This window comes from Paraburkholderia aromaticivorans (assembly GCF_002278075.1).
In the GTDB taxonomy this organism is placed as follows: domain Bacteria; phylum Pseudomonadota; class Gammaproteobacteria; order Burkholderiales; family Burkholderiaceae; genus Paraburkholderia; species Paraburkholderia aromaticivorans.
On record NZ_CP022989.1, the window covers coordinates 742163 to 762289 of the forward strand.

The 20127-nt window shown below is 63.4% G+C and carries 18 protein-coding genes; 11 read left to right on the forward strand and 7 right to left on the reverse strand.

The window, feature by feature from the left end:
- Nucleotides 1–147: 147 nt before the first annotated feature.
- Nucleotides 148–684, reverse strand: coding sequence for a single-stranded DNA-binding protein (locus CJU94_RS03225; protein WP_095417529.1), 537 nt, complete (start codon nucleotides 682–684; stop codon nucleotides 148–150).
- A 135-nt stretch (nucleotides 685–819) separates the two neighbouring features.
- The gene (locus CJU94_RS03230; RefSeq protein WP_095417530.1) at nucleotides 820–2007 is read right to left on the reverse strand and encodes an MFS transporter; all 1188 of its coding nucleotides are present in this window, start codon (nucleotides 2005–2007) and stop codon (nucleotides 820–822) included.
- Nucleotides 2008–2341: 334 nt separating this feature from the next.
- Here CJU94_RS03230 and uvrA point away from each other — a divergent pair, with 334 nt between their 5' ends.
- The 3 genes from uvrA to CJU94_RS03245 all read left to right on the forward strand — a co-directional run bounded on the left by uvrA (nucleotide 2342) and on the right by CJU94_RS03245 (nucleotide 7968).
- Nucleotides 2342–5215: an excinuclease ABC subunit UvrA gene (gene uvrA, locus CJU94_RS03235; RefSeq protein WP_095417531.1), complete on the forward strand. Its 2874-nt coding sequence runs from the start codon at nucleotides 2342–2344 to the stop codon at nucleotides 5213–5215.
- A gap of 33 nt (nucleotides 5216–5248) precedes the next feature.
- On the forward strand, nucleotides 5249–6334 hold the full coding sequence (locus CJU94_RS03240) for an AI-2E family transporter (RefSeq protein WP_095417532.1): 1086 nt from the start codon (nucleotides 5249–5251) through the stop codon (nucleotides 6332–6334).
- A 398-nt stretch (nucleotides 6335–6732) separates the two neighbouring features.
- Complete coding sequence (locus CJU94_RS03245; RefSeq protein ID WP_095417533.1) at nucleotides 6733–7968, forward strand: PepSY-associated TM helix domain-containing protein; 1236 nt, start codon at nucleotides 6733–6735, stop codon at nucleotides 7966–7968.
- A 75-nt stretch (nucleotides 7969–8043) separates the two neighbouring features.
- On the opposite strand, the gene purU is transcribed toward CJU94_RS03245, so the two are convergent.
- From purU to CJU94_RS03270, 5 genes are all read right to left on the reverse strand, one after another.
- Nucleotides 8044–8913 carry a formyltetrahydrofolate deformylase gene (purU, locus tag CJU94_RS03250; protein ID WP_095417534.1) on the reverse strand — a complete coding sequence of 290 codons (870 nt, stop codon included), beginning with the start codon at nucleotides 8911–8913 and terminating at the stop codon, nucleotides 8044–8046.
- A 102-nt stretch (nucleotides 8914–9015) separates the two neighbouring features.
- Nucleotides 9016–9864: an NUDIX hydrolase gene (locus CJU94_RS03255; protein ID WP_095417535.1), complete on the reverse strand. Its 849-nt coding sequence runs from the start codon at nucleotides 9862–9864 to the stop codon at nucleotides 9016–9018.
- Nucleotides 9865–9924: 60 nt separating this feature from the next.
- A complete protein-coding gene (locus tag CJU94_RS03260) occupies nucleotides 9925–10539 on the reverse strand; it encodes a LysE family translocator (protein WP_095420204.1) in 615 nt (204 codons plus the stop codon).
- 59 nt (nucleotides 10540–10598) lie between these two features.
- Nucleotides 10599–11165 (reverse strand): adenine phosphoribosyltransferase, encoded by a 567-nt coding sequence (locus CJU94_RS03265; RefSeq protein WP_095417536.1) that lies wholly within the window; start codon nucleotides 11163–11165, stop codon nucleotides 10599–10601.
- 85 nt (nucleotides 11166–11250) lie between these two features.
- Nucleotides 11251–13254, reverse strand: a complete 2004-nt coding sequence (locus CJU94_RS03270) for a monovalent cation:proton antiporter family protein (protein ID WP_095417537.1) — start codon at nucleotides 13252–13254, stop codon at nucleotides 11251–11253.
- A gap of 161 nt (nucleotides 13255–13415) precedes the next feature.
- Here CJU94_RS03270 and kdsD point away from each other — a divergent pair, with 161 nt between their 5' ends.
- From kdsD to CJU94_RS03310, 8 genes are all read left to right on the forward strand, one after another.
- On the forward strand, nucleotides 13416–14399 hold the full coding sequence (gene kdsD / locus CJU94_RS03275) for an arabinose 5-phosphate isomerase KdsD (RefSeq protein ID WP_095417538.1): 984 nt from the start codon (nucleotides 13416–13418) through the stop codon (nucleotides 14397–14399).
- Entirely contained in the window at nucleotides 14399–14959 is a 561-nt protein-coding gene (locus CJU94_RS03280; protein WP_095417539.1) for a KdsC family phosphatase, read from the forward strand. The genes kdsD and CJU94_RS03280 overlap by 1 nt, the downstream gene beginning before the upstream one ends.
- The gene (gene lptC / locus CJU94_RS03285; RefSeq protein ID WP_095417540.1) at nucleotides 14956–15564 is read left to right on the forward strand and encodes an LPS export ABC transporter periplasmic protein LptC; all 609 of its coding nucleotides are present in this window, start codon (nucleotides 14956–14958) and stop codon (nucleotides 15562–15564) included. The genes CJU94_RS03280 and lptC overlap by 4 nt, the downstream gene beginning before the upstream one ends.
- A gap of 20 nt (nucleotides 15565–15584) precedes the next feature.
- Nucleotides 15585–16256, forward strand: a complete 672-nt coding sequence (gene lptA / locus CJU94_RS03290; RefSeq protein ID WP_095417541.1) for a lipopolysaccharide transport periplasmic protein LptA — start codon at nucleotides 15585–15587, stop codon at nucleotides 16254–16256.
- Complete coding sequence (gene lptB, locus CJU94_RS03295; RefSeq protein WP_095417542.1) at nucleotides 16253–17038, forward strand: LPS export ABC transporter ATP-binding protein; 786 nt, start codon at nucleotides 16253–16255, stop codon at nucleotides 17036–17038. Before lptA ends, lptB begins: the two co-directional genes overlap by 4 nt.
- Before the next feature lie 196 nt (nucleotides 17039–17234).
- Nucleotides 17235–18752 carry an RNA polymerase factor sigma-54 gene (locus CJU94_RS03300; protein WP_095417543.1) on the forward strand — a complete coding sequence of 506 codons (1518 nt, stop codon included), beginning with the start codon at nucleotides 17235–17237 and terminating at the stop codon, nucleotides 18750–18752.
- A gap of 170 nt (nucleotides 18753–18922) precedes the next feature.
- A complete protein-coding gene (gene hpf / locus CJU94_RS03305; RefSeq protein WP_007179410.1) occupies nucleotides 18923–19282 on the forward strand; it encodes a ribosome hibernation-promoting factor, HPF/YfiA family in 360 nt (119 codons plus the stop codon).
- Nucleotides 19283–19569: 287 nt separating this feature from the next.
- Nucleotides 19570–20085 (forward strand): PTS sugar transporter subunit IIA, encoded by a 516-nt coding sequence (locus CJU94_RS03310; protein ID WP_095417544.1) that lies wholly within the window; start codon nucleotides 19570–19572, stop codon nucleotides 20083–20085.
- The last annotated feature ends 42 nt before the right edge of the window (nucleotides 20086–20127 follow it).

Sequence of the window (20127 nt, forward strand, 5' to 3'; positions counted from 1 at the left end):
GTTCGATGGCTGGATTGGGTGGTCGAGCTGGTCGAGCGCGCTTGCCGCGAGCCCGATGAGCCCCACGAGCCGCACAAGCCTTTGGCGAATAGAAAAAACCCCGCGCGCAGGCGGGGTTCTATCAGCAAGAAACTGCTCCGGTCAGATTTAGAACGGAATATCGTCGTCCATCTCATCAAACCCGCCGCCAGCCGGCGCGCTCGGACGGCTTGCGCCGCCGCCGGCACCGCCACCGCTGCCGCCACGCGACCCACCGCCCGACGCCGCGCGACCACCACCGCCGCCGCTACGCTCCGACGGCTCACCGCGGCTGTAACCGCCTTCGTCGCCACCGCCGCCCATCGAGCCGCCGCGGCCACCGAGCATTTGCATCTGTTCGGCGACGATTTCGGTGGAATAACGGTCGGTGCCGTCTTGCGCCTGCCACTTACGGGTACGGATGCGCCCTTCCAGGTACACCGACGAGCCCTTCTTCAGATATTCGGACACGATTTCCGCGAGGCGGCCGAAGAACGACACACGATGCCATTCAGTCGCTTCCTTCATTTCGCCGGACGCCTTGTCCTTGTACCGATCCGTCGTTGCAAGGCGGATATTCGCCACTGCGTCGCCGCTCGGAAGATAACGGACTTCCGGATCGGCTCCGAGATTGCCGACGAGAATGACCTTGTTCACGGATGCCATGAGTTTCTCCTGTTGATTCCGTTACGGGCGGCGCGGCAATACACGGTTCGCGTTTCAGGGCCGGCAGGCCCGAGACCGGAACTGCGCCTCTGCCCGCCGCCGGGTGAGTTCTGGGTGAGTTCGGGATGCGCCGTATTACGCTTTGCGCGGCGGCTGTTTCATCTTTGCGGCGATTATAAGCCAGCAAAAGACGAGCCCCGAACAACTGAAGAATACGGCGCTCTGGCCATCCGCCTTCAGCAACCAGCCGCCGACCACGCCGCCCAGCGCAAGACCGATCGACTGGGTGGTGTTGTACACGCCCGCAGCCGCGCCCTTGCGGCTTCCGGGCGCCAGTTTCGACACCAGTGAAGGCTGCGAGGCCTCAAGAATATTGAAGCCGAGAAAGTACACAAAAAGGATCGCCGCCACGCTCAGAATCGTATGCGGAGCAACGCCCAATAACAACTGTCCGATCAGGATAAGACCGATCGCCGACAGCAGCACGATCTTCATTTTGCCGCGCTTTTCGGCGGCGATGATCGCCGGCACCATCATCACGAACGACAGGCCCATGACCGGCAAATACACTTTCCAGTGGGAGGCGACCGGCAGGCCGCCGGCTTCGAGAATGCGCGGCACGACGAGGAACAGTGCGGTTTGCGTCGCGTGCAGCACGAGCACGCCGAAATTCAGACGCAGCAACTCGACGTTGTGCAGCACTTCGGCGAATGGCGCACGGATGTGCACCGGCTTCGGCGCATCGGGCACGATCCACAACACCACGCCGATCGCCAGAATCGAGAAGATGCCGACCAGCGTGAAGAGGCCGCTCATGCCGACCCAATGGAACACGATCGGCGCACCGACAATCGCCACCGCGAACGACACGCCGATACTGCCGCCCACCATGGCCATGGCCTTGGTGCGATTTTCCTCGGCGGTCAGATCGGCAATAAACGCGATCACCGCGGAGGACACCGCGCCCATGCCCTGAATCACCCGGCCCACGATGATCCACGTCATGTCGTGCGCGCCAGCCGCCACGAAGCTGCCGAGCGCGAAGATCAGAAGGCCGGTCGCAATGACCGGCTTGCGGCCGATCTTGTCGGAAACCCAGCCGTAGAAGATGTACAGCATGGACTGCGTCACTCCGTAGGCGCCTAGCGCGATACCCACCAGCAGCACGTTGTCGCCGCCGGGGATGGTCTTCGCGTAGATCGAGAACACCGGCATGATCATGAAGAGACCCAGCATGCGCAGCGCGAAGATCGCGGCAAGCGACACGGTCGCGCGCAGTTCAGGCGCGCTCATGCGTGAGGAGGTGGCGGACGGATTGGACATCGGGAGCGTTCTTTGAATGAGCTGGGCGGCACACCGCGGGCGGACACAGCGGCAAGGCGGCCACGACCGCGCGGCTTGCCGCAGGACGGCGGGCCAGCATGCGGCACGAGGTTCGCGCCGGCGGCCGTTGCACCTTCCGCAGGCGCCTCGCGGTGCCTTGTACTCGCGGAAAACGGCCCCAGTTAGACCTCTTGTCCGCGGCGCTGAACCGCTGCCTTACAGCTCGCTTCGACACCTCTTCAGGCTGTCAGGAAGCCGTAACGGCGGTCTTGAAAAGTCGTTATAGTAGCAGGTTTAGCCTCTTCCTCTTTCCGCCAGTTCATGGAATAAATCCGTGGAACAAATCCGTATTCGTGGGGCTCGCACCCACAACCTGAAGAACGTCAACCTCGACCTACCCCGTCACAAGCTCGTCGTCATCACGGGCCTTTCAGGCTCGGGAAAATCGTCGCTGGCGTTCGACACGCTCTATGCGGAAGGACAACGGCGCTACGTCGAAAGTCTCTCCGCCTACGCACGCCAGTTCCTGCAATTGATGGAGAAACCCGACGTCGATCTGATCGAAGGCCTGTCGCCGGCGATCTCGATCGAACAGAAGGCGACCTCGCACAATCCGCGCTCCACGGTCGGCACCGTCACGGAGATTCACGACTATCTGCGTCTGCTGTTCGCACGGGTCGGCACGCCTTACTGTCCGGACCACGAAATTCCGCTGGAAGCGCAAAGCGTCTCGCAGATGGTCGATGCGGCACTCGCGCTGCCGGAAGAAACCAGGCTGATGATCCTCGCGCCCGTGGTGGCGAACCGCAAAGGCGAGCACGTCGAACTGTTCGAGGAAATGCAGGCGCAAGGCTTCATCCGTTTCCGCGTGCGCTCGGGCGGCGGCACCGCCAATGAAGGCGTCGCGAAGATCTACGAAGTCGACTCGCTGCCAAAGCTGAAGAAGAACGACAAGCACACCATCGACGTGGTCGTGGACCGCCTGAAGGTGCGCCCCGACATGAAGCAGCGGCTCGCCGAATCGTTCGAAACGGCACTGCGTCTCGCCGACGGCCGCGCGATCGCGCTCGAAATGGATACGGACAAGGAGCATCTGTTCAGCTCGAAGTTCGCCTGCCCGATCTGCTCGTACTCGCTGCAGGAGCTGGAGCCGCGCCTCTTCTCGTTCAACAATCCAATGGGCGCGTGCCCGGAATGCGACGGCCTCGGCCAGATCACCTTCTTCGATCCGAAACGGGTGGTCGCGCATCCGTCGCTGTCGCTCGCGGCCGGCGCGGTGAAGGGCTGGGACCGGCGCAACCAGTTTTACTTCCAGATGCTGCAGAGCCTCGCGGCGTTCTACGAATTCGACATCGACACCGCCGTCGAAGACCTGCCGGAGAAGGTCCGCAAGATCCTGCTGTTCGGTTCGGGCAAGCAGGAGATCCCGTTCTCGTATATCAACGAACGTGGCCGCACCTCGGTGCGCGAGCATGTGTTCGAAGGGATCATCCCGAATCTGGAGCGGCGTTACCGCGAGACCGATTCGGTCGCGGTGCGCGAAGAGCTCGCCAAGTATCAGAACAACCAGCCCTGCCCGGCCTGCGCCGGCACGCGGCTGCGCCGCGAAGCGCGCTTCGTGCGGATCGGCGCGGACGGCGATGCGCGCGGCATCTTCGAAATCAGCGGCTGGCCGCTGCGCGACGCGCTCGGTTATTTCCAGACGCTGCGGCTGGAAGGCTCGAAGCGCGAGATCGCCGACAAGGTGGTCAAGGAAATCGTCGCGCGGCTCATGTTCCTGAATAACGTCGGGCTGGACTATCTGTCGCTCGAGCGCAGCGCGGAAACGCTGTCGGGCGGCGAGGCGCAGCGCATTCGCCTCGCCTCGCAGATCGGCTCGGGGCTGACCGGCGTGATGTACGTGCTCGATGAACCGTCCATCGGCCTGCATCAGCGTGATAACGACCGGCTGATCGCCACGCTCAAGCATCTGCGCGACCTGGGTAATTCGGTGATCGTGGTCGAGCACGACGAGGACATGATCCGCATGGCCGACTACGTGGTCGACATGGGACCGGGCGCGGGCGAACACGGCGGCATGGTGATCGCCGAAGGCACGCCGAAACAGGTGCAGGCCAACGCGGCGTCGATGACCGGGCAGTACATGTCCGGCGCGCGCAACATCGAGTTCCCGGACGAACGCAAGGAGCCGGACGAGCGGCGCCTGCGGATCGTCGAGGCCTACGGCAACAATCTCAAGCATGTGTCGCTGGACCTGCCGGTCGGCTTGCTGACCTGCGTGACCGGCGTGTCCGGTTCGGGCAAGTCCACGCTCATCAACGACACGCTGTACCACGCGGTCGCGCATCACCTGTACGGCTCGGCCACGGAGCCTGCGCCGTACGAATCGATCGAAGGTCTGGAGCACTTCGACAAGGTGATCAACGTCGACCAGTCGCCGATCGGCCGCACGCCGCGCTCGAACCCGGCCACGTATACCGGACTCTTCACGCCGATCCGCGAACTGTTCGCCGGCGTGCCGGCAGCGAAGGAGCGCGGCTACGAAGCCGGCCGCTTCTCGTTCAACGTGAAGGGCGGCCGCTGCGAATCCTGCCAGGGCGACGGCGTGCTGAAGGTCGAGATGCATTTTCTGCCGGACGTGTACGTGCCGTGCGACGTCTGCCACGGCAAGCGCTATAACCGCGAAACGCTGGACGTTCAGTACAAAGGCAAAAACATCAGCGAAGTGCTCGACATGACGGTGGAGAATGCCTATGAGTTCTTCAAGCCGGTGCCGGTCGTCGCGCGCAAGCTGAAAACCTTGCTGGACGTGGGCCTGGGCTATATCCGGCTGGGCCAGTCGGCCACTACCCTGTCGGGCGGCGAGGCGCAGCGCGTCAAACTATCGTTGGAACTGAGCAAGCGTGATACCGGTCGCACGCTATACATACTCGACGAACCGACCACCGGTCTGCACTTTCATGACATCGCGCTGCTGCTCGAAGTGATTCATCGTTTACGGGACCAGGGTAATACCGTCGTGATCATCGAGCATAATCTCGATGTAATAAAAACTGCGGACTGGGTCATCGATCTCGGCCCGGAAGGCGGCGCGGGCGGTGGGCAGATCATCGCCCAAGGCACGCCGGAGCAGGTCGCGAAATCGAAGGCAAGTTTTACCGGTAAATATCTGGCGCCTTTGCTGAAACGCGCGGCCAGTAAAAAGTAACGCTGCACAACTCGGGTTGGGGACGAAAAAGCCATGGCCAAGCGGAATCAGGCGCGCGACGACGGGCAAGTGCAGGACCTACGCCCACGCCCGGTCAGGCTGACTAGCGACATGAGCCTGCCGAGGTTGTCGGCAGTCGAAATCGGCAGTTACGTGGTGATGCTGTTCGGCATGTGGGCGGTCATCGAACTCAAGCTGCTCGGCGCGTTGCTCGCCGGGCTGCTGGTGTTCCAGCTGGTCCACACCATCGCGCCGCGTATCGAGCGTCACATGTCGAGCAGGCGGGCACGCTGGCTCGCCGTGGTGATTCTCGCCACGGTGATCGTGGGCGCGCTGACGGGGCTCACGCTCGGCATCATCGAGCATTTCGAGAACGACGTGCCGAGCGTGCAGAAGCTGCTCGATCAGGCCATGCAGCTGATCGACCAGGCGCGCGGCCGGATTCCGCAATTCATCGCCAACTATCTGCCGGTCGACACCGAGCAGATGAAGACCAAGGCGGCGGAGCTGATGCAAACGCACGCCAACATGCTGCAGCAAAGCGGCAAGACCGCGGCGCGCGCGTTCACGCATATCCTGATCGGCATGATCATCGGGGCGATCATCGCGGTCGGCGCGCAAAAGCATATCCAGCGGCTGCCGCTGTCCACGGCCTTCATCACGCGCGTGACGCGTTTTGCCGACGCGTTCCGCCGCATCGTGTTCGCTCAGGTGAAGATTTCCGCGATCAACGCGGTCTTCACCGGCATCTTCCTGCTGGTGGTCTTGCCGATCTTCCACGATACGTTGCCGCTGTCGAAGACGCTGGTGCTGGTCACGTTCATCGTCGGCCTGCTGCCGGTGATCGGCAATCTGATCTCGAACACCATCATCGTCGCGGTCGCACTCTCGGTGAGCTTTCCGGCGGCGGTGATGTCGCTCGTGTTCCTGATCCTGATCCACAAGCTCGAGTACTTCCTGAACGCGCGCATTGTCGGCGGACAGATCGAGGCGCGCGCCTGGGAATTGCTGATCGCCATGCTCATCATGGAAGCGGCGTTCGGCCTTCCCGGCGTGATCGCGGCGCCGATCTTCTATGCGTATATCAAGCGCGAATTGATCTACCTGCGGCTGGTTTGAGGCGGCGAAAGACGCCCCGAAAGCGGATACGCGGCAATCAAAAAGCGGCACTGCGGTGCCGCTTTTTTTTCATGCTCAGATATCGATGCGCGCATTCAGCGGCAACCTGCGCGGATCGCCCGGCGTTATAGGTGTTGCCGTTGACGGAGACGAACGCCAGGCAAATCGCAAACTCGGATATGCGGCATTTTGTCGCACGTAACGAATCCGCCTCCGCGCGACGCCTTGCTGGCTGGACACCTCCGCGAAACACAAGAACTCTCGGGCGTTGCGTCGATACGCCGCCCTGACGACCAACTTGCAGCGCATGGCATGATTCCTTAAGATGCGAACAATTCCCATTTACACGAAGTCTCTCTCGTGACACGCCATTCGAATTCCGTCCCGTCGGCTCGCCCATGAGGCGGCAGCTCGTCCGCCTGCATCGCTGGTTCGGGGTGGCCACGGCGCTGTTTCTGTTCGTCGCCGGCCTCACCGGCGCGGTCATCGCGTGGGACCATGAACTCGATGCGGCGTTGAACCCGTCGTTCTTCAAGGCGCGCACCGCCGGCCCGGCGCTGTCGGGCCTCGAACTGGCGCGCCGCGTGGAAGCGGCCGATCCGCGCCTGCAGGTGACGTTTCTGCCGCTCACCGCCGAAACCGGCCACACGCTGCAAATGATGGTGTTGCCGCGGACCAACCCGGCCACCCGGCAGCCGTACCCGCTCGACTTCAACCAGATCGCCGTCGACCCGGCCACCGGCGAAATCCAGGGTCGCCGCGAATGGGGCGCCGTCTCGCTCGCGCGGCTCAATCTGATCCCGTTCATCTACAAGCTCCACTACACGCTGCAACTGCCTTTTACTGGCGGCATCGATATCGGCACGTGGCTGATGGGCAGTGTCGGCATCATCTGGCTATTCGACAGCCTGATCGCGCTATGGCTGTCGTTTCCGAGCTTCAAGGCGTGGCGCAAGTCGTTCGCGTTCCGTCTCGGGCGCGGCGGCTATGCGCTCACTTTCGATTTGCACCGCTCCGGCGGCGTGTGGATCTGGGGCCTGCTGATGATCGTTGCGCTGACATCGGTATCGATGAATCTTTCGGCGCCGGTGGTACGCCCAATCGTGTCGCTGTTCTCGAGGCTCACGCCGGACCCGCTCAACAATCCGGAAATCCGCCGCGCCCCGCAAGCCGGCGACACCGTGTTGAGCCGCGAGCGCATCGTGCAATTGGCCGAGCAGGCCGGCAAAGCGCAGAATCTCGGCGTCGCGCCGGGCGGCATCTACTACGCGGAATTCATGCACGCTTACGGCGTCGGCTTCTTCGCGACCGGCAACGATCACGGCGATATCGGCCTCGGCAATCCGTGGATGTACTGGGACGCCGCCACCGGCAAGCAGCTTAGCGCGCAGATTCCCGGCAAGGGCACGGCGGGCGACATCTTCCTGCAGATGCAATACCCGCTGCACTCGGGGCGCATTCTCGGTCTCGGCGGACGCATTCTGATTAGCGCGGTCGGCATCGCCGTCGCCGTGCTGAGCGCGACAGGACTGTTGATCTGGCTGAAGAAGCTGAACGCGCGCCGCCGCTCGGCGCAAAACGCGAATGCTGCGAATGCAGCGCGCGACGCGGGCCGGTCGGCGGCGCGATCCTAGTCCCGGCCAAAAGAAAAAGCGGCGCCGGAATCACCCGGACGCCGCCCTCGATGGCAAGGCGACTATCAACGGCCTTTAACGAAACACCACCGTCTTGCTGCCGTTCAACACGACGCGATGCTCCACGTGCCACTTCACCGCCCGCGCGAGCGTCACGCATTCGACGTCGCGGCCGATCGCCGTCAATTGCTCCGGCGTCATGCTGTGGTCGACACGCTCCACTTCCTGTTCGATGATCGGACCTTCGTCGAGATCCGTCGTCACGTAATGGGCGGTCGCGCCGATCAGCTTCACGCCGCGGTCGAACGCCTGGTAATACGGCTTCGCGCCCTTGAAGCTCGGCAGGAACGAGTGGTGAATGTTGATCGCGCGGCCGGCCAGCGCTTCGCACAGCTTCGGCGACAGAATCTGCATGTAGCGCGCGAGCACCACCAGGTCGGCTTGATGCTCGTCGATCACTTCGAGCACGCGCGCTTCCTGCGCGGCCTTCGCGTCGGGCGTGGCGCCCATCAACGGGAAGTGATGGAACGGAATGTCGTAGCTGGCGGCGAGTTGATAGAACTCCTTGTGGTTCGAGATGATGGCCGGAATCTCGATACCCAACTGGCCGGTGCGGTAGCGGAACAGCAGATCGTTCAGGCAATGGCCGATCTTCGACACCATGATCACCACGCGCGGCTTGACCGACGCGTCGTGCAACTCCCAACGCATGCCGAACTGTTCAGCCAGCGCAGCGAACGACGTGCGCAACGCCTCCAGACCCGGATCGCCGCCCACCTGCTGAAAATGCACGCGCATGAAGAACTCGCCGGTGCGGCTGTCGCCGAACTGCGCGGAGTCGAGAATATTGCTGCCGCGCTCGAACAGAAAGCCCGACACTGCGTGAACGATGCCGGGCCGGTCGGCGCACGACAGTTTGAGGATAAAGCTGTGATCGGTCGACATGACCTGGGTGACTCCCTTCTTCAATGCATGGTTTGTTCGGTGTGGACGGCTTTCGGTACAGCGTGTTTCGGCAGGTTCGTTGCGCGCGCACCGATGCGGCAGTCAGGCGAACACCGGCGGCACGAACGTGGCCTCGATGCCGGCGCACGCGTCTTCATCGATCCAGCGGCGGCGCAGCAGGCAATCCAGCGTGGCGAGGCTCGCGTCGACCGTCATCGCGCCCTCCTCGATCCAGCGCGCCACTTCGTCGATGCGCGCGAGCCGGTGCTCGCCCACTTCGCCGTCCTGATTGCGCGGCGCGAAATCGGCCGGCAGCGCGAGGTCGTAGATGAAAATCTGCTCGGCCTGTGTGCCCTCCGGCAACGATTGCAGTACATGCGCGGTGCGGCCCGCCACGGCACGGGCGGCAATCTCCTCCGGAATGCCGGCTTCTTCCCAGCACTCCTTGACGATCGTCGCCTCGACGCCGAAGCCCCAGCCGATCCCGCCGGCCACGACATTGTCGAGCATGCCCGGGTCGGTCGCCTTGGTGTCGCTGCGGCGCGCGATCCACAATCGCGGCGCGCCGTCCGCGTATTCTACGACGCCGTTCAGATGCACCGCGTAGGTCATCGTGCCGAAGAAGCGCGACGCCGCGCGTTCAATGTACGCGAGCGGCGGCGCGTCGAACCCATTGCGGATCGCGTAAGTCTCGTTGCGCCAGCCCGGAATGCGGCCCTCGGCGGCGAGCGCGCCGATCACGGAACCGAGCGCGGCGCTGCGCAAATCCACCGTATTGAACGCGGGCATCAGCGTCACACGGGCATGGTCGAGGTCGAACACATCGGGCCAGCGCGCGAGCAACGGCACATCGTCCGTGCGGATCCAGCCGACCTGCTCGGCGCCGATCCAGAACGGCACGTGCGCTTGCGCGTCGAAGCGGCGCGCGGCGGTGATGCAAGGCAAAGTCATGTAAAGCTCCAGACTGTTCCCGGTCTTTGCCGGTGAGCGGTGAGCGCCGCGTGGATCGCCTCAATCGCGCAACGCGACGCGAATCCCGATGGCGATGAACGTTGCCCCGGCGAGGCGATCGAGCCACACGCCCACGCGCGGCCGGCGCTTCAGGTAACCGCCGACCATCCCCGCGCACACGCCGAACAGCGAAAACACCACTACCGTCTGCAACATGAACAGCGCGCCGAGTTCGAGCATCTGCAAGGTCACGCTTTGCGTGCCGTTGGGCTGCACGAACTGCGGCAGAAACACGACGAAAAACAACGTCACCTTCGGATTCAGCAGATTGCCGAGCAGGCTTTGGCGAAACACCGCCATCAACGGCTGCGGCGCGCGCTCGTGGGCGGTCGCAAGACCCTGGCTGCGCAGTGCCTTGATGCCGATCCAGAGCAGATAGGCGGCGCCGGCCAGCTTGATGGCCGTAAAGGCCAGCGGTGCCGAGCGCAGCAACGCGGCCACGCCGAGCGCGGCCAGCGTGGTGTGAAACGTAATGCCGGCGGCAAAGCCGAGCGCCGCGACGAAACCGGCCGCGCGGCCCTGCGAGATCCCGCGCGCGAGCACTTGCAGATTGTCCGGGCCGGGCGCCATGGTGATCGCAATCGAGGTGGCGAGAAACAGCAGGAAGTCAGGCATTGTTGTGTCCTTCTCGGTGAGCAGGAGAAAGCGTTGCGCAGCGCGTTGGCCGCCAATGATCAATGACCGTCGAATCCGGTTACCGTATAGAGCGCGAGGCCGCTCTCGCGCAGCAGTTTCGAGCCGCCGAGCTCGGGCAGATCGATAATCGCCGCGCCTTCCACCACGACCGCGCCGAGCCGCTCGAGCAGGATCTTGCCGGCCATCATCGTGCCGCCCGTGGCGATCAGGTCGTCGATGACGACAACGCGGTCGCCCGGCTTGCAGGCGTCTTCGTGAATCTCGACGGTGGCGCAGCCGTATTCGAGCTCATACGATTGCGCGACCCGCTTGTAGGGCAGCTTGCCCGCCTTGCGGATCGGAATGAAGCCGAGGTTCAGTTCATACGCGAGAATCGGCCCGATGATGAAACCGCGCGCGTCCAGCCCGGCAATGTAGTCGAGCTTCGCATCGATATAACGCTGCACGAACAGATCGATCAGCACGCGCAGCGACTTCGGCTCCTGCAGGAGCGGCGTGATATCGCGGAACTGCACGCCCGGCTCCGGCCAGTCGGGCACCGTGCGAATGTGGCTTTTGATGTAATCGGCCGCATCGAGCGGCGCGCTCGAGAGCGCGTTGGACATGATGTCTCCGGATGGACCTCGACAGGTCCGATGAAAAAGCTAAACCAGGGTGCCCCGGCGGGAACGCGCCTCGCCGGGGCTGCCGCTAGGCTGCGGCGGCGCCCGCGCGACGGTGCTTCGAGAGCCGTTCCTCGGCCTCCGCCAACTGTTCGGGCAGGCCGCGCAGCACCACGATATCGCTCGAGCGCAGCTTGGTGGACGGATCCGGCTCGACGCCGCGAATGCCGTGCCGGCGAATCGCCGTGACTTCGACACCCACATCGAAAAGGCCCAGTTCCGCGAGCGTGCGGCCCACGGCGTCCGAGTTTTCGTCGACCGGCACCGATTGTAGCCGCACCTGTTCGTGGCCGTCGTCGTCGTCCACGTCGTCGGCGCCGTGAAAATAGCCGCGCAACAACGCGTAGCGCTCATCGCGCATTTCCTCGACCCGGCGCACCACTCGTCGCATCGGCACGCCCATCACGACGAGCGTGTGCGAGGCGAGCATCAGACTGCCTTCGACGATTTCCGGAATCACTTCAGTTGCGCCCGCGGCCAGCAGCTTTTCCAGATCGGCGTCGTCGACGGTACGGACGATCACCGGCAACGTGGGTTCCAGCTCGTGAATGTTATGCAGCACGCGCAGTGCCGACGGCGTGTTCGCGTAGGTGATCGCAATCGCCGCCGCGCGGTGGATACCGGCGGCGAGCAGCGACTCGCGCCGCCCGGCGTCGCCGAATACCACCGACTCGCCCGCCGCGGCGGCCGCCGCGACGCGGTCGGGATCGAGGTCCAGCGCGACATACGACAACCCTTCGTGCTCCAGCATGCGCGCCAGATTCTGTCCGGCCCGGCCATATCCGCAGATGATCACGTGGCCGCTTTGCTTCAGGCTCTGCGTGGCGATGCGCGTCATCTGCAACGACTGCATCATCCATTCAGTCGAGGAGAGCCGCAGCACGATGCGGTCCGCGTTCTGGATCATGAACGGCGCGGCCAGCATCGACAGCAGCATGGCCGCGAGAATCGCCTGCAGCAGGGTGGCGTCGACGAGATGTTTGTCGAGAATCAGATTCAGCAGCACGAACCCGAACTCGCCCGCTTGCGCGAGACCGATACCCGTGCGCATCGCGACGCCGGGCGACGCGCCGAACAGGCGCGAGAGGCCCGTGACCATGATCGCCTTCAGCAGAATCGGGCCGACCAGAAAGCCGAGCACGATCAACGGATGCTCCCAGATCACCCGCGGATTGAGCAGCATGCCGGTAGTGATGAAGAAGAGCCCGAGCAGCACGTCGCGAAACGGCTTGATGTCCTCTTCCACCTGATGCCGGTACGGCGTCTCGGCGATCAGCATGCCGGCGATGAACGCGCCGAGCGCGAGCGACAACCCGAACTTGTCCGTGATGAACGCGCAACCTAGCGTCACCAGCAACAGATTGAGAATGAACAGTTCCTGCGAACGGCGCCGCGCGACCACGTTGAACCAGCGCGTCATGAAGCGCTGGCCCACGATCAGCAGCAGCGCCAGGGCCACCACGATCTTGATGGCCGCCACGCCGAGCGCGCTGACGAGGTCTTCGGAATTGCCGCCCAGCGCCGCGATGACGATGAGCAGCGGCACCACCGCCAGATCCTGGAACAGCAGCACGCCGAAGATATTGCGGCCATGCTCGGTCTCGATCTCGAGCCGCTCCGCCAGCATCTTGCTGACGATCGCCGTCGACGACATGGCGAGCGCGCCGCCCAGCGCCACGCTCGCCTGCCACGTGATATGCACCCAGCGCTCCAGCACGAAGCCGAGCGTGACCGCCACCGCGATCGTGCCGATCACCTGCAACAGGCCGAGGCCGAACACGAGACGGCGCATGGAGCGCAGCTTGGCGAGCGAGAACTCCAGCCCGATCGAAAACATCAGGAACACCACGCCGAATTCCGCGAGGTTCTGCGCCCCGACCGAGTCCGGAATCAGACCGAATGCATGCGGCCCGACGACGATGCCGACCGTCAGATAGCCGAGCATCGGCGGAAGATTCAGAAAGCGAAAGGTCACCACGCCCGCTACCGATGCCAGCAGCAGGAATAGCGTCATTTCGAGCGGCGAAATCATCGGCTGAAACGCATGGGTAAAGCGTCCTCGTTCGTCAGCGGAACCGCGCACGCGAAACGCCGTGCGACAAGGTTGAGGGGCCGTTAAAGGCAGCAATAAAGACAGCGGCTCGGCACAGCAGGCCCGGCGCGGCGAACAGGCGCCTTTGCTATACTTCGCGAATGATAGCGAAAATCAATGGCGACCGGGCACTCGCGCTCGCTCGTGACGTGCTCGACATCGAAGCGGACGCCGTGCGCGCGCTTCGCGATCAACTCGACGATGGTTTCGTCGGGGCGGTCGACTTCATCCTGGGTTGCCGCGGGCGCGTAGTCGTTTCCGGCATCGGTAAATCCGGCCACGTGGCCCGCAAGCTCGCGGCCACGCTCGCCAGCACCGGCACGCCGGCGTTCTTCGTGCATCCCGCGGAAGCGAGTCATGGCGACCTCGGCATGGTCACCGCCGACGACGTGTTCGTGGCGCTGTCCAATTCCGGTGAAACCGAAGAACTCGTCGCGATCCTGCCGCTCATCAAGCGGCTCGGCGCGAAGCTGATTGCGATGACGGGCCGCCCGTCATCGAGTCTCGCACAACTGGCCGACGTGCACCTCAATTCCGGGGTAGCGAAAGAGGCCTGTCCGATGAACCTCGCGCCCACCGCCAGCACCACCGCCGCGCTCGCGCTCGGCGACGCGCTCGCGGTCGCGGTGCTCGACGCGCGCGGCTTCGGCCGCGACGACTTCGCCCGCTCGCATCCGGGCGGCGCGCTCGGCCGGCGCCTGCTCACTTATGTACGCGACGTCATGCGCACCGGCGACGAAGTGCCGAAGGTCACACCCGAGGCCACCGTGCGCGACGCGCTGTTCCAGTTGACCGCCAAGCGCATGGGCATGACCGCGATCGTCGATCACGACGGCCACGTGGCCGGCATCTTCACCGACGGCGACCTGCGCCGCGTGCTCGAACGCGACGGCGATTTCCGCGGGTTGTCGATCGCCTCGGTCATGACCGCCGGCCCGCGCACCATCGGCCCGGATCAACTCGCAGTGGAAGCCGTGGAACTGATGGAGCGCCACCGCATCAATCAGATGCTGGTCGTCGACGAAGCGGGCAAGCTGATCGGCGCACTCAACATGCACGACCTGTTCTCGAAAAAGGTGATCTGATGGCCCTCGCTCCTGCCACCGCGACCGAACGCGCCAGCCGCGTCAAGCTGATGATTTTCGACGTCGACGGCGTGCTGACGGACGGCGGCCTGCTGTTCACGGCGGAAGGCGACACGATGAAGGGCTTCAATTCGATGGACGGCCACGGCATGAAACTGCTGCGCCAGGCCGGCATCGAAACGGCGCTCATCACCGGGCGCAAGTCCGGCATCGTGGCGGCGCGGGCGAAGGAAATGAACATCACGCACGTCTATCAGGGCGTGCAGGACAAACCGCAGGCGTTCGCGGACCTGTTGCGGCAAACCGGCATGACCGCGGAAGAATGCGGCTATATGGGCGACGACTGGGTCGATCTCGGCGTGATGCTGAAAGTCGGCTTCGCGGCGGCGCCGGCCAACTCGCATCCCGAGGTGATCGCGCGGGCCCACTGGGTCAGCGAAGCGCGCGGCGGGCACGGCGCGGCGCGCGAAGTCTGCGACACGCTGCTGCGCGCGCAGCACAAGTACGAGGCGTTGCTCGCGGCCGCCTGTAGCGGCGAACAGCGAGGCCTCGTCGGATGAACCAGTTCCGGCTGACTTCGCTGATTCCGCTTGTCGCAATGGCCGCGCTCGCCGGTATCACGTGGTGGCTCCTGCAAGCCACGCTGCCCCGGCAGAACGAAGGCGTGGTGCGTCCCAAGGAACACACGCCGGACTATTTCGCCGACAACTTCTCGATTTCCGAACTCGACCAGTCGGGTTCGACGCAATACCGGCTGACGGCCCAGTCGCTGATCCACTACGAAGACGACGAGCTGAGCGACATGGTCAAGCCGGCCATGCGCGCGTTTCAGCCCGGCAAACCGATCGTCACCGCAACCGGCGATACCGGCAAGGTGAACGGCGACGCGTCTATCGTCGATCTGTACGACAACGCGCGCATCGTGCGGGCGCCCGGCTACGGAGATCCGCAGATGCAAGCGGATTCGCAGCATTTTAGGGTGCTGGTCAACGACGATGTGATCGAGACTGAAAAGCCGGTTAAACTTCAGCGCGGCATGTCGGTGATGACTGCCAGCGGCATGAATTACAACAACGTCACCCGGGTGATGCAGCTGTTCGGCAACGTGAAAGGCTCGATCGCCCCGTCCGAAGCAGGCGGCAGCTCGCCCAAGCAACCCGGGTAATCCATTCCAGGCGTGACTGCATGAACGAATCGTTCCCCCGTTTTCATACCGGCCGCACGCGCTCCCTGTCCGCGTGCCGCGCCGGACTCGCTGCGCTGATCGTCGCGTTGCCGCTCGCCGGCTTCGCGCCGCTCGCGCACGCGGACCGCGCCGACAAGGACAAGCCGCTGAACGTCGAAGCGGACAACATGACTTACGACGACCTCAAGCAGGTCAATATCTTCACCGGCCATGTGGTCGCGACCAAAGGCACGATCGTGATCAAGGCGGACCGCGTCGAAGTGACACAAGACCCGCAGGGCTATCAGTACGCCACCGGCACCTCGAGCGGCGGCAATTTGTCGTATTTCCGCCAGAAGCGCGAAGGCCTCGACGAATATATCGAAGGCACGGCGATTCGAATCGACTACGACGGCAAGCAGGATCTGACCACGCTCACCACCAACGCCACCGTGAAACGCCTGCAGGGCCTCTCCTCGGTGATGGACCAGGTGCACGGCAGCGTCATTACTTACGACGGTCAGAGCGACTTCTATACCGCGAAGGCAGGCAAGGACGTGGCCGGCCCGGGCAATCCGACCGGCCGTGTGCGCGCCATGCTGGCGCCGCGCAACGGCGGCGCCGCGCCGCTGAACGGCGCGCCGGCCACGCTCGCGCCGTCCACCACCATCCAGGGAGCGCCGAACCAGTGAGCACCTCCGCGTCCCTCCCCAATCGCAAGCCGGCCGGCACCAGTAGTTCGCTGGCGGTGCGTAACCTGAAAAAGCGTTATGGGTCGCGCACCGTCGTCAAAGACGTGTCGCTCGACGTCAAAAGCGGCGAAGTGGTCGGCCTGCTCGGCCCCAACGGCGCGGGCAAGACCACCTCGTTCTATATGATCGTCGGCCTCGTGCCGCTCGACGCGGGTGAAATCGACCTCGACGGCAAGTCGATCAGCCTGCTGCCGATCCACAAGCGCGCTTCGCTTGGACTATCGTATCTGCCGCAGGAAGCGTCGGTGTTCCGCAAGCTCAGCGTCGAAGAAAACATTCGTGCGGTGCTGGAATTGCAGCACGAAGACAACGGCAAGCGGCTCAGCAAGGACACCATCACCAACCGCACGGAAGCGTTGCTCGACGAACTGCAGATTTCGCACTTGCGCGAAAATCCGGCGTTGTCGCTGTCGGGCGGCGAACGCCGCCGGGTCGAAATCGCCCGCGCACTGGCCACCAATCCGAGCTTTATTCTGCTCGACGAACCGTTCGCCGGCGTCGATCCGATCGCCGTGCTGGAAATTCAGAAGATCGTCAAATTTCTGAAGCAGCGCAATATCGGCGTGCTCATCACCGACCACAACGTGCGCGAAACGCTCGGCATCTGCGATCACGCCTACATCATCAGCGACGGTAGCGTGCTGGCCGCCGGCGCGCCGAGCGATATCATCGAAAACGAAAGCGTGCGGCGCGTCTATCTGGGCGAACACTTCCGCATGTAAGCGCACCAAGGATTACCGGTCGTGCGCGCGCACGCCCGCCGGCTCCCCGTGCGGCAACCGCACAGCCGTATTTTGACCCGGGCCGGTTCGCGCCCGGCGCCGCCTGAATAGCGCACGCGAGAGACGCGCGCGTAATTGCGAATGTCGCAAGGTATCGCGGTCGTGGCAAACTCTCTACAATGAATCTCAACTTGCCATGAAAGCCAGCCTCCAACTCCGCCTATCGCAGCATCTTGCGCTGACGCCGCAACTGCAGCAGTCCATCCGGCTGCTTCAGTTGTCTACGCTCGAATTGCAGCAGGAAGTCGCAATGGCCATCTCGCAGAATCCGCTCCTCGAGAACGAGGACGACTGGATCGCGAGCCCGCTGCGCGTGGCGGCCGACGGCTCCCTGATTGCCCAGGCGCCCAATTCCTCCGCTCCGCCCGACCAGATGGGCGGCAGCGCGTCGTCATCGTCCACCAGCAGCAGCGAGCGCGCCGAGAACGGCGAGCCGCAGGGCGTGGACGAATACAACGGGCTCGGCGGCGACAGCAACGGCGACGCGTCCCAGTGGAATCTCGACGACTACGGCCGCTCGGGCAACGCCTCGGACGACGACGACCTGCCGCCGCTGCAAATCCACGAATCGAGCACCTCGCTGCGCGATCACCTGATGGCGCAATTGCGCGTCACCCAGGCGGGTCCGCGCGACCGGGCGCTGGTCACGTTCCTGATCGAATCGCTCGACGACGACGGCTATCTGGCCGCCACGCTCGAGGAAGTGCAGGCCGATCTGCCCGAAGAGCTCGAAGTCGACCTCGACGAACTGAACGCCGCGCTTGCGCTGCTGCATAGCTTCGACCCGGCCGGGGTCGGCGCGCGGTCTGCGTCGGAATGTCTCAAGCTGCAATTACTGCGACTCGATGCCTCGCCTACCCGCACGCTCGCGCTCGACATCGTCGCGCACCATCTGGAACTGCTCGCGGCGCGCGATTTCACGCGTCTGCGAAAGCATCTGAAAGCCAGCGACGACGATCTGCGCGATGCGCACGTGCTGATCCGCTCGCTCGAACCGTTTCCCGGCGCCGCCTACGGCAAGGCCGAAGCGGACTATGTCGTGCCGGACATCATGGTGCGCAAAACAGCACAGGGCTGGCAGGCCGAGTTGAACCCGGAAGTCGTGCCGAAGCTGCGAATCAACCACCTTTACGCGAATATTCTGCGCAATAACCGGGGCGATCCGGGCAGCGGTTCGTTGCGCCAGCAACTGCAGGAAGCGCGTTGGCTGATCAAAAATATCCAGCAGCGTTTCGAGACCATCCTCAGGGTGGCGCAGGCCATTGTGGAGCGTCAAAAGAGCTTTTTTGTGCACGGCGAAATTGCCATGCGCCCCTTGGTTTTGCGGGAAATTGCTGATACGCTGGGCCTACACGAGTCAACTGTCTCGCGTGTGACAACCGGTAAATACATGCTGACCCCATTCGGGACGCTTGAATTTAAGTACTTCTTCGGATCACACGTTTCGACTGACACGGGCGGCGCGGCGTCTTCAACGGCGATCCGCGCGCTCATCAAGCAACTGATAGGAGCGGAAAACCCGAAATCTCCTCTTTCAGACAGTCGCATAGCCGAACTGCTGGCGGAACAAGGCTTCGTGGTCGCACGGCGTACCGTTGCGAAGTACCGTGAAGCGCTCAAGATTCCGGCAGTCAACCTGCGCAAGTCTCTGTAGCCCGTCGCCTTCCGTGGCGGGCATTTACCGGCCGCTCCGCAGTTGGCGGACAGGCCGGCCGATGCGACCTGCCAGAAGTCAGTCACCGGGGGGCGACTCAGGCAGGGCGACAGATCGACCGGACCTTCGTCATCGTGCGGATCAAGCGGCCACTAGCTTGGAGAAGCACTATGAATCTGCAGATCAGTGGACACCACCTCGAAGTAACGCCTGCGTTGCGCGAATACGTGATCACCAAACTGGATAGGGTGCTAAGACATTTCGATCAGGTCATCGACGGCAGTGTGGTCCTCTCGGTCGACAACAACCACAAGGAAAAGGAAAAGCGTCAAAAGGTTGAAATCAACCTGCATCTGAAGGGCAAGGATCTCTTTGTCGAGAGTTGTGACAGCGACCTGTACGCTGCAATCGATCTGATGATCGACAAGCTCGACCGGCAAGTCATTCGCCATAAAGATCGCCTGCAAGGCCATGCGCATGAGGCGATCAAGTATCAACCGGCGCCGCAACTAGATGTGCCGCCGCAATGAGGGAAATTAGAGGGTTCTGTTCATGAGCCCTTCGTTTTCCTTAGCTAGCAAACCGCCCGAATCCGGGCGGTTTTTTGTTTCCGGACGTCATTTCCTGGCCGGCTGCGGGGCGCGCGGCGACGCTCGAACGAACTCATTGCGCATTGATGGCGCGTCGCACCATCCGTGGCTACCCTGTTCTATAATGTTCCGGTTACCATCGGGGTCAAAGTTAGCTCAAGCGGAAACGGTCGACCGGAGTCCTGCGCTTTCGGACTCCCGCGCACGTCGCCGCGAGCATCAAACGAATGGAACGCCACTCAAACGCCCCAGCGAGGAGAACCCAGGCCACGTTTTCGCCTGTCAACATGAATCGTTTAGCCAAATTTCTTCCCCTCGAGAACGTCGTCGTCGGTCTATCGGTCACCAGCAAGAAGCGTGTGTTCGAGCAAGCGGGCCTGATCTTCGAGAACCAGAACGGCATCGCCCGTAGCACGGTCACTGACAATCTGTTCGCGCGTGAGCGCCTCGGATCGACGGGCCTCGGTGAAGGCGTGGCGATTCCGCATGGCCGGATCAAAGGCTTGAAGCAGCCGCTCGCCGCCTTCGTTCGCCTTGCCGAACCCATCCCCTTCGAATCGCCCGACGGTCAGCCAGTCTCGCTGCTCATCTTCCTGCTCGTGCCCGAACAGGCCACCCAGCAACACCTCGAAATCCTTTCGGAAATCGCCCAGTTGCTGTCCGATCGCGAAACCCGCGAGCGCCTGCACACGGAAGAAGACCGCGAAACATTGCATCGCCTGCTCACTCAGTGGCAACCTTGATGCATCGGCGGTTTTCCGCACGCCGGTTATCCGCCCGGTTAT